The sequence below is a fragment of the uncultured Campylobacter sp. genome, assembly GCF_938017775.1.
GTDB lineage: Bacteria > Campylobacterota > Campylobacteria > Campylobacterales > Campylobacteraceae > Campylobacter_B.
Map to the genome: position 1 here is coordinate 1 of NZ_CALIIU010000027.1, position 11,263 is coordinate 11,263.

6 protein-coding genes are annotated in these 11,263 nt (G+C 42.1%); 3 read left to right on the forward strand and 3 right to left on the reverse strand.

All coding sequences use genetic code 11. The features are described 5' to 3' along the window. A partial coding sequence (locus tag Q0537_RS04485) for a hypothetical protein (RefSeq protein WP_299225450.1) occupies window positions 1-552 on the forward strand: 552 nt, incomplete at its 5' end. Window positions 553-1,129: 577 nt separating this feature from the next. On the opposite strand, the gene Q0537_RS04490 is transcribed toward Q0537_RS04485, so the two are convergent. The 3 genes from Q0537_RS04490 to Q0537_RS04500 all read right to left on the reverse strand — a co-directional run bounded on the left by Q0537_RS04490 (window position 1,130) and on the right by Q0537_RS04500 (window position 4,485). Beyond that, window positions 1,130-2,761 (reverse strand): cation:proton antiporter, encoded by a 1,632-nt coding sequence (locus Q0537_RS04490; protein ID WP_299225452.1) that lies wholly within the window; start codon window positions 2,759-2,761, stop codon window positions 1,130-1,132. A 485-nt stretch (window positions 2,762-3,246) separates the two neighbouring features. Then, complete coding sequence (locus tag Q0537_RS04495; RefSeq protein WP_299225454.1) at window positions 3,247-3,558, reverse strand: helix-turn-helix transcriptional regulator; 312 nt, start codon at window positions 3,556-3,558, stop codon at window positions 3,247-3,249. Between the two features lie 12 nt (window positions 3,559-3,570). Then, window positions 3,571-4,485 carry a DnaJ C-terminal domain-containing protein gene (locus Q0537_RS04500; protein WP_299225456.1) on the reverse strand — a complete coding sequence of 305 codons (915 nt, stop codon included), beginning with the start codon at window positions 4,483-4,485 and terminating at the stop codon, window positions 3,571-3,573. A 168-nt stretch (window positions 4,486-4,653) separates the two neighbouring features. On the opposite strand from Q0537_RS04500, the gene Q0537_RS04505 reads away from it, so the two are divergent. Both Q0537_RS04505 and Q0537_RS04510 read left to right on the forward strand, forming a co-directional pair. Continuing rightward, window positions 4,654-6,075 (forward strand): Do family serine endopeptidase, encoded by a 1,422-nt coding sequence (locus Q0537_RS04505; RefSeq protein ID WP_298097909.1) that lies wholly within the window; start codon window positions 4,654-4,656, stop codon window positions 6,073-6,075. Window positions 6,076-6,953: 878 nt separating this feature from the next. After that, window positions 6,954-11,263 (forward strand): hypothetical protein (locus tag Q0537_RS04510; protein WP_299225459.1); only part of this gene is annotated, 4,310 nt, incomplete at its 3' end.

Consider the following 11,263-nt stretch of genomic DNA (forward strand, 5'->3'; position numbering starts at 1 on the left):
AATGCAGATAAGGCCTTTATGCTTATATGGATACATGTGGCTGCGATATTTTACGTCCTTTATGCTTTAATCGGATTTTATTTACAGATAAAATATCACATAGACTGGGAGACGCGTCAGATTATACCCGCTATTTTTATCGCTATTCCGGTGGCGATAATAACATATAATGCAAATCCGGAATTTGACGCCGATGAGACCGTATATCTACCGGCACCAAAATCGCAAACAAAAATTAGCGGAGCCATCGCTGATAAAATTTCCGGCGAGCAAAATTTTAACAAAACAAACGGCGAGGCGCAAGCTACCCAAGATGAAGCCGCTAAATTTGAGCAAAAATTTAATGACGCGAGCCTTGAAACAGAATCTATCCAAAGCAAAGAGGAAGCGCTAGAGTACGGCAAAGCTCTAGCACGAATTGCAAAAAATTTAAAGCAAAAATATCAACTTCACCGTTTGATCAGATTTACTTTCGCGAGTTTTGCGACAACGGTTTTTTTTGATTTTATTTTTACCAAATTCGTACGAATTACACTGGGCGTTTATAGTTAGCGCCGTTTGCACGATTATATTTTTCTTTTCAAAACGCAGATACAGCAAACTTTTCGTAGAAAATCCCGAAAAAAGCAATACGATTTTCGCGATAGAAAATTTTGCGATTGTGACGCTAGTTTTGTATCTCCCACTCTCGGAATTGCTCTTTTCTCAAGGACGAAGTTACGATAATATGGCTCTGATTCTTGGGTATCTGTATTTGCCGATAGCTCCGATATTGTTTATAACGACCATCGTTTGCCTAGCACGCAACTTAAGCGTTTGTAAAGAGATAAAAGAGTGAAATTAGTAAAATTTAAACGAATTTTTAAATAACTTTATCGCTCAAATATATTTCATCAGCTCCTTATCGGAGTATCCCTTTGCCGTGGAATGACAGCTTAAATTTAGAATTTAAATCAATCCAAAGCAGCACTTTGCGTCTTTAAATTTGCAAGCCCACCATTTAAATATATCTATTTATCTACGTTCATTAAAACGCTTTAAATTAGCTGAGTATAGAAGTAAGAAAATAAAGAGCGTGGAGATTTTAGGCATAGCAAATGCGTTTAAATTTGATCTTAAACGCTCAAGGCTACTGCGTTAGCTTGCATTTCAGCGCCTCTTGTAAAAGCGCATTGGCTACTACTCTCTCCTTTTTTACGAAGATAAAATTTTCGCCGTATTCGCTCTGCAGCTCGCTTTGTGGATCGGCACCCGTATGCATCACTATGATATTTGCTTTTAAATTAGAGCCGTTTAGCATCTTGGCGACAATGTCGAGCTTTTGCTGATTTGCGATCGTTAGGATGATGACCGACGCATCGCGCGCATGCAGCTCGTCGATCGCAGTTTTTTGCATTATATTTACAAAGTATATATTCTCGCCGCGCGATTTGCCCAGATCCACAAGCTCTAAATCGCTCTCAGCGACTACATATAGCAGCCCCTGATCTTTAAGGCGCAGCACCACTTCCTGCCCTATCCTGCCGTAGCCTGCTACAATGATATGATTTTTCATCGGCGGGATTTGAGTTTTATGCTCCTCATCCTCGAGCTTTTCAACTTTAGACTCGAAACGGTTGGCGATTTTGTTTAAATTCTTAAGAATAAACGGCGTTAAAATCATCGTCGCGGTTACGACTGTAATTAAAATTTGCCCGTTTTCCTTACTTAGCATATCGCGGCTCATCAACAGCGAAAAGATCGCAAGCGCAAACTCACCTATCTGACATAGCGATAGCGCCGCTTTTAGCGCTATCCTTTTGCCGGTCGAGAGAAATAAGATCGCGTAAATCACAACCGTTTTAAGCGCCATTATAACGATAATAGCGAGCAGGATCAGCCCATAGTGCGAGACGATGACTTCAAAATTTATCTGCATGCCAATCGTGATGAAAAAAAGCCCCAGCAGTATGTCTCGAAACGGCGTCAGATCGGCTTCTATCTCGTGTTTATACTCGGTTTCTGCGATGAGCATGCCTGCGATGAACGCGCCCAGCGTGTACGAAAAGCCAAAAACATGCGCCAAAAAGCTAGCCCCCACGACGGTAAAAAGGATGGTCGCGATGAAAATTTCTTTAGAATTTGTCCTTACGACGTAGTAGAGGAAGCGGTTAAAAGCAAATTTACCGAGCACGAAAAGGATCACTACCACTATAGCGGCGCTTACGGCAGTTTTTAAGATAAGATAATTAACAGGGGTATTGTCAGTTGAGCCGAATATGTCAATCATCAGCAAAATAGGAATGACGGCGAGGTCTTGAAATAGCAGGATGCCAAGCACCTTGCGCCCGTAGTTTTGGTTGATTTCGCCTGTTTCGTTGAGCGTTTTTAGCACGATCGCCGTAGAGCTAAGCGCGAGCGCAAGCCCGACGATCATCACAGTCTTTATATTTCCACCGAAAGCTTGATCGATGATGAGCGCTAAGATAATGCCAGTGCCAAGCACTTGGAGTATGCCGTTAAAAAATACGTCCTTTTTCATACTCATCAGGTGATGGAAGCTAAACTCAAGCCCGATAGTAAACATCAAAAAAACGATGCCGAATTCTGCTAACTCGGACATATGAGCATTTTCAACGCTGCTTAGGCTATATATCTGCGAAAAGCACACACCCGCTACGATATAGCCGATGATGGTGGGAATTTCAAAAATTTTAAAGACAATATTTAGCACTATCGCAAGCGCCGTGATCGCAAGAAATAGCTCTATGACAAGCTCCATTAGCTCCCTTTTTTGTAAGATTATGCATAAAATTTAGCGCTAAATTTATTGTCAAATTTTACATTATCCGCGACCATTTACCGGAGGCGATAATCGATGAAATCTATCTTTTCATATAAATTTACGGGTAAATTTTATAATGTGATTTTACTAAAATCCCGCTTAAAAATAGAGAAATTATGTCGCACTTTATCGCTAAATTTAGAGGTTCGCGACAAAATTTTAAAGCCTAGCACGACTTGAAATTTTAAATTTTAAAGCTAAATTATATAAGACGGCTTTTAAATTTAATCGCAAGCAAATTTACCTGGGTTTGTTTGGCGAGACTTTAAATTTAACGCGCCCACAAATCTGCACTGAAAATCAAAATTTATCGCTTGAATCTGCGCTTAAGAGGCGATCTTGCTTTTTGATAGCATTAAAATTTCAGCTTATAGCGCTAAGATCTCGATTTTTGTTAAGCTTTAATCTTTATCTCGCAGACTTTATTCTGTCTCTCCGTCAAGCTCTAAAATTTTAGCCCGCAGCTCCTCGATCTCGCGCTCATACTCGGCGATCCTTTCTTGCAGGCGAAAGATCACATCCACGCCCGCAAGATTGACGCCGAGCTCCTTTGTAAGGTTTAAAATCATGCGTATGCGGTCCATATCGTGCGCCGAATATAGTCGCATATTGCCCTCGGTGCGACCCGGGCTCACAAGCCCTTCGCGCTCGTATTGACGTATTGTTTGAGGATGAATATCCAAGACCTTCGAGACTATCGATATGAGATAAACCGGCTCGTCGTAATCATGCATTTTGGTGCCTCCTTATAGCTTTTGCAGCGCGTCTTTGACGTCCTCATCCAGCGAATCGACGTCGGGAAGGACGACGTTTACCACAGCATATAGATCGCCTAAAATTTTACTTTTGCGATTTTGCACGCCGTAGCCTTTTAGGCGGTATTTCTGCCCGTTTTTGGTATTTTTAGCGATCTTTATCGTAGCGCTTTTGCCGGGCGTCGAAATTTCTACCTTTCCGCCAAACAGCGCCGTTTTTAAAGGAACGTCGATTTTTTTGAAAAGATCGTCGCCTTCGCGCGTGTACTCGGCACTTGGCGCGATTTTTATCTCTAAAATTAGATCGCCGCTTTGAGCACCTGATTTTTGTCCCTTGCCCCTTATGCGCAGCTTCTCGCCCGCATTTATACCCGCGGGTACTTTAAATTTAACCGTCTCCCCGCCCACGCGCACGCTCATCTCGCCGCCTTGTATCGCGGTCTCAAAAGGAATTTCAATCGAGCTGTGCGTATCTAGGCTCTGTGTGCCGCCAAATCCGCCGCCGAAACTGCTGCCGCTAAAGCCACTAAAACCCTCGCCACCACCGAAAGAGCTGAAACTAAATCCGCCACGTGAGCCTGCGCTTTTTGCGCCGAAAGAGCCGCCGAAAATGCTATTTAGGATGTCGTTTAGATCGCCCATGTTTGCCGAGCCCTGCGCGAAATCGTGGAAATTCTGCCCGCCGAACATCTCGTCGCCATGGCGGTCATACTGCGCCCGCTTTTTCTCGTCGCTTAAAATTTCATACGCGGCGTTGATCTCTTTAAATTTATCCTCAGCTCCTGGTTCTTTATTGATATCCGGGTGATACTTGCGAGCCAGCCTGCGGTAAGCTTTTTTAATCTCCTCGGCGCTTGCTGATTTATCCACGCCTAAGGTTTCGTATAAACTGCTTGTGCTTGCCATTTTAATCCTTAAAATTTTAAAATTTATGTAGATTATATCATAAAACTTTAGTGAGTGTCAATCAAGTTTGCTAAATTCTATTTATAAATTTTAATTTTGCGTTAAGAATATATTAGCGGACAAAATTTATAATTCCGCCAAAATTTCATTATCACAAAGGAAGCAAAAATGAAAAAATCGATCATCATATCGATAGCTTTAGCAGGTGCGCTTTTTGGCGCCAGTATCGACATTAAAGAAGCTCCAAGCAATTATGAGCGCGTAAATCCGGGCTTTAATCAAGATGTCGTGCTTTCGTATCACAGCTCCGTTGCGGACGTGAAAAAATCCGTCGTAAATATCGCGACTAAAACCAAGATCAAAGCAGGCAACAGCCCGATGTCACAGATGTTTGACGATCCGTTTTTTAAGCAATTTTTCGACTTTGACATTCCGCAACAACAAGAGCGCGAGGGAAGCTCACTAGGCTCTGGTGTCATCATCTCCGAAGACGGCTATATTGTCACAAATAATCACGTAATAGAAAATGCCGACGAAATCGTAGTTACACTACTAGAAGGCGATAAAGAGTATAAAGCCAAGGTAATCGGCACCGACCCTAAAACCGACCTTGCAATCATTAAAATCGACGAAAAAAACCTCTCTGCGGTTAAATTTGCCGACTCGTCCAAGGCTATGGAGGGCGATATCGTCTTTGCTATCGGAAATCCTTTCGGCGTGGGCGGCACCATCACTCAAGGCATAATCTCGGCGCTAAATAAAAACAACATCGGGCTAAATCAATATGAAAATTTCATCCAAACCGACGCTTCGATCAATCCGGGCAACTCAGGCGGCGCGCTGGTGGATAGTCGCGGCGCGCTTTTGGGAATAAATTCCGCTATTTTAAGTCGCGGCGGCGGAAATAACGGTGTAGGCTTTGCGATCCCTTCAAATATGGTAAAAGAGATCGCTGAAAAACTCATCACAAACGGCAAGATTGAGCGTGGCTTTATAGGCGTCACGATCTCGGATATGTCTAAAGACCAAAAAGAGCTCTATGAAAGCAAAGAGGGCGCACTAATCTCAAGCGTCGAAAAAGACATGCCTGCCGATAAAGCAGGCATCAAGCGCGGCGATTTGATCACCAAAATAAACGGCAAATCTATCAAAAACGCCAACGAGCTAAAAAATTTAATCGGCTCAATGGCTCCAGGAAGCTCAGTGGATGTAGAATTTGAGCGCGACGGCAAAAGCAAGAGTACAACTATCAAGCTAGACGCGATGAAATCCGACTCCACCACCTTAGGCTCAGCCGGCGAGGACTCGAAAAGCGCAATAGAGGGGCTAAAGCTAAGGACGTTAAATGATAGCTTGCGCCGCAAATATAACCTCGACGACGATGTCTCGGGCGCCCTCGTCTTAAGCGTCAAAGATGGCTCAAAAGCCGATGATTACGGCTTTGAAGTAGGCGATGTAATCATCCAAGTTGGTCAAAACGATGTCAAAAGCTCAGACGATTTCGATCGATACATCAAAGATTACAAAGGCAAAAAGACCTTAGTCTGGGTTATCAGACGCGGAATTCCGCAAGGTCTTGTAATCCGCTAAGTTCTTCCGCCAGGCTTTAGCGGCAAGAAACGCGAAAGCGTTAAAATTTAACCGCGACAAGCCCAGGACAAAGCATTAGCGGAGCTTGCGAATAAGCTAGCAGAATCTTTTGAGGTTTTGGACTTTTTGACAAGCGGAATTTCGAGCTTTCGAGCGTAAGAGATACATAAACTATAAAAATGGGCTTTTGGCGAGCATTAAAAGTTGCCGGAAGCCTTCCTGTTATTTAAAGCATCTGAAAGCCCTCTGTTATTTTAAACAGCTCCGAAAGCTATTTGCCATTTCAAACACCGCTGAAAGCCTAGATTTCGCTTGAAATTCTTAGAATTTTACTTTTTTGCTTTTGTTTTCACTTATAATTTTTAAAATTTAACTCTCCGCGCCGCTACTTTATCGTTTTTATCGCCTCGTCTGGGACTGCTTTAAAATTTTAATCTCTTTGCTAACAACATACCGCAGAAGTATGTGCTTCTAACCTAGAATTACTTCAAATTTTAATCCCTCTCGTATATTGCTTCACTTTAAATTCTACAAATACAAATTTTATAAAATCTATGTCCTACCCTATTTCTCGATATCAGAAACTACTACCTTTTTATTCTATCACTTTTTCCAGCTATGTCACTTCTTGGGAATTCCGCTGGTTAAATTTTAAGGTCGGAATTTTAAAATTCCATCATTTTGTAATCGTAATTTTTCGTTTAAGCTTCGATAACAAAAATAAGCTGAAATTTTACTTTATTATCGAAAACGTTGCATCACAATACCCATCTTTTCGCATTGAGCTACCTTTTGTTAGGAATTGTATTAAATTTATTGTAAATAGGTATTTTTATAGTATAATGGATAGTTTTTATTTTTTACAAAGGATTACAACTATGAAAGAGATCAAAATCCCAATTATCTCAGGTCTGAGCATCGCTGCTACGCTAGCATTGCTGCCTATACAGGTCTTAGCCAAAGATGGGCAGGTAACCGTTACTACAGACGGCCATCCAGGTAACTTTTACCATTCATCAGGTAAAAATTTCTCAGGCGGCTTTGAAAGCTCCACAAATGCTCACGGTAAAAACGACAATAATATCGTAACGATAACTGGCGTTGATAGCGGCGGTCAAGCTATGTGGAATTATACGATTTATGGTGGAGGTAACGGAGACGGTACTCCTACAACCCCACCTTTTTATTATAAGCAAACTAGCGCAGCCGAAAATAATACGCTTAATGTTTACAGCGGCGCTACGGTGGCGATACTTGTGGGCGGCGAAGGAAAAGGTGCGAAAAATAATACTGTCAACTTGATTGACGCAGATGTGAATAATGTCGTGCTTGGTGGTAACGGTACGTGGTACGGTCAAGCAGATAGCAGTGGAGATGCTATCCACAATATCGTAAATATTAGCGGTTCTACGCAAGTTAAATATAATAATTTCATAAATTTCAATAGCACATCGGTAATGGGTGGTAGAGCAACAGGCACAAATAAAGCCAATAATAATGAAGTAAATATTAAGGGAACACCTACTATCGCTGGTAGAATTGCTGGTGCTGCGGTAGAAAACGGCGATGCAGACAGCAATAAAGTAGATATCAACGCTATTGTAAATTTAGCAAATGTAAGTGGAGTAATAGCCTCAAAAGACAGCACCGCCACTTTACAAAATAATATCGTCACTATCAATAACGATGGTGCTGTAGTTACCGATGTTTTAGTCGCTAATGGTACGGGCGGTGGTATTGGCGGCCCAGGCGGCAAAGCAACAGCTAAAAATAATCATGGTAAGCTGATAAAAGGTACAGTAGGAAATATCAACGGCGCGTATATGGTTAGCAAAACCGAAAAAAATCACTCTACTATCGAGGGTGGTCATGTAACTAACTACGTATACGGAAGTTATTATAGAAACGATGCCCATGATCTTAAATCTAATAGCAAAGGCGATTATGTTACCATTAGCGGTGGTACCGTTGACAAGGCAACTTTTGGTGCTTTTACATATTACGGCGATATAGATGGAGCTCATGTAGATATGAGTGGTGGTAAAGTCGTGGGCACGAATGTTGCTGGCGATGACGGAGTATTTGGTGGGCTTAGCTACGACGGCGCTGTTAATAATAGCTATTTAGACCTAACAGGCGGCGAGATAAGCGGTGATGCAATCGGCGGAAGAAGCAACAATAAAGATGTCGCACATAACTACGCAAAAATTAATGGTGGTGCAAAAATAGGCGGAAGATTGATCGGTGGAGAAAGTCGCGGCGGAACGGTTACTAATAGTTATTTAGATCTGACCGGCGGCGAGATCGGTGGAGATTCAATCGGTAGCTTAGGCTCTACAGGTGCAGTTGGTGGTAAGATAATAGCCAGCGGAACAAAATTTAATGGAAACGTAATAGGTGGCAAAAGCTCTAGCGGCAACGTAACTGGAAGTAGAGTCACGCTAACCAATGTCACAGCCAGTAAGAATGTAATCGGAGGCGAAGCCCAAAGCGGCAATACCGATGATAATCAAGTAAGCCTAATAAACGGTAGCGTTACCGGCGATGTATACGGCTCAAAAGCTAGCGGCTCTGCAACAAACAGCGTCGTAAATCTAAGTGGTGCACAAGTCGCCGGTAATGTCTACGCAGCACACGCAGCAAACGGCAGCGGCAATAAGGTAAATTTCTATAGCGGTAGTGTAACAAAAACCATCTATGGTCTATCTAGCGCAGGTAGTACAAATAATACCCTAAATGTATATAACGCCTCTACTCAAAAAACCGCAGGCGATATAGCAAATCTTAACGTATTAAACTTCGACGGAATTTCAAGCGCTAACGGCAGCACTGCAACTGCAGCTTTAAATTTAAATGCAGGCTCAATTACCAATATTAATAACGCCAAATTCCAATTAGATGGCACTGATTATAATGTAGATACTTATGCGATAGGCGACGGCGAGAAGCGCTATCTGATCCATAATGAAAACGGATTTACCGGTTTTGACGAAACGCAAACGACTAAGCGCACTGATAATGTATTTACGATCAAAAACGCCACTACCTACTCTATGAATTTAAAAGGTCTGATGAAAGATGATGACGGAAAATCCATCGTAATCCAAGGTAAAAAGAAAACCGACCGCACTATCACTGGAGCATTCGATAGCGGAGAGATCACTACATACTCCGGTCCTGCAGGCGATCCTACTATCGACGTAGGTGAAGATCCAAATGTACCGCAGAATTTCGGCGGACTAGATATAGATACAAATAACGTTCCTAACGCTACGATAAATCTAGTAAGCGGTGATGATATCGGCGAGATAAGAGCCAATGGCGACGATACGATAAACGTAGGTAAAGATAGCAACAATCCACTAGTACCTGGTAAAATTACAGCTAAAAATATATCTGGTGCAGGTAAGCTAAATTTCAACGTTCCGGACGGTTTTTCAGGCAGCGATACTGCGTTAACCTTGACAGATGGTAATCCTACCGATCTAAGCGGTACTAAAATTAGCGTAAATTCTGATAAATTAGCCGATAATACGCAATATACGTTAATCAATAAAACAAATGGAACGATCAATCAGCTTGATCGCACTATCCAAAAAGATCAAGTCTATACTATCAAGAACGCAAACGAATATAGCTTCGTAGGAGAAAGCTATAAAACCGATGCAAGCCTCAAAAAGTTACAATATTCGAAAGGCACACAGACTAGAAACTGGGATGGGGAATTCGACTATGGCGAAACCGAACTCAATAAAATTACCAATGCAGCAAATAACGGTCACTCACTTGATAGGAATAAAAACAATACTGTCATCATTGATGCCAATGCAGGCAATCTAAATGGTAAGAAAATTTACGGCGGAAGCACTGCGGCGGGCGATACCTTAGATATCCACGACAATACGGTAGAGATCAATGGCGGAACAAATATCGGCGATGTCATCGCAGGTAATAACGCTAGCTCAAGCGGTAAAGTCAGCAATAACGTTATAAATTTCAATGCAGGCACATTATCGGGCAAGCTCTATGGCTCTGACGATGCATCTAATGCAAGAGGCAATAATAGCGGCAACACCCTAAACGTAAATAACGCTCACACTCAAAAAACCGCAGGCGATATTAAGAATTTCAACAATCTTAACTTTGATGGAATTTCTGCAAGCACTAACGGAAGCGCAGCCACTGCGGCTTTAAATTTAACTACCGCCGGCAATACCGATATCAATAACGCTAAATTCCAACTAAACGGAGAAGAGTATGACGTAAATAAAGATACCTATGGCTCACTTAATATCGAAGAGGGTAAAGAGTATTATCTAGTCCATAATGCAGGCAATACCTTTTCGAATTTTACCGAGAAGGCGAAGCAAACAACCAATGAGTTTACTCTTAAAAATTCTACCTCTTACGACATAATGTTAAAAGGTTTGATCCAAAGCAGCGACGATCAGTCTATCTTGATCCAGGGAAACAAGCTAACCGGCAGAAAAATTTCCAATGACGGTAAATTTGACGGTGGAGAGATCAATAAATACGGAAATATTCCAAATCCTGTCATAAATGTAGTAAGCGACGATCCTTCTCATCCTACGAATTTTAACGGCTTAGATATTGATGGCGGCAATAACTCGACCGTAAATTTAATCAGCGGCGATAATATCGGCAATATCTCGGGCGGCAACGGAAGCAAACTCAACGTAGGTAAAGATACTTCTAATCCCGCGGCTCCTAATTCAATCACTGCTAAGAATATCAGCGGATTTGACGATATCGATATCTTTATGCCACCTACCGTTAAAGACGGCGATTCGATGATCAAGCTAACCGATCCTACTGCCAATACAGATCTAAGTAATATGCGCGGTAAGATCACTGCTTATGTTAGCGGCAATACGGATGTAGGCGATACCAGCACGATCCATCTAATAGATAAACAAGGAAGCGGACAACTGCTCTTGCCTAACGCTGATCATCTGCAGACCAAGGTTCAACAAGGCGCTACCATAGATTATGAAACATATGCGATGGTAGATGCAAACGGAAGAGCGCTAGATCTTAGATTTAGCGGCAAAAGAAGGGTAAAAGACGATACCAAATCCTTCGCAGAAACCCGTGCTGCAAGCTTAGCTAGCTTAAAGAGCGGAAGCGAGTTAATCACTAACTACCTAGATAAGCTAATACCGGATGG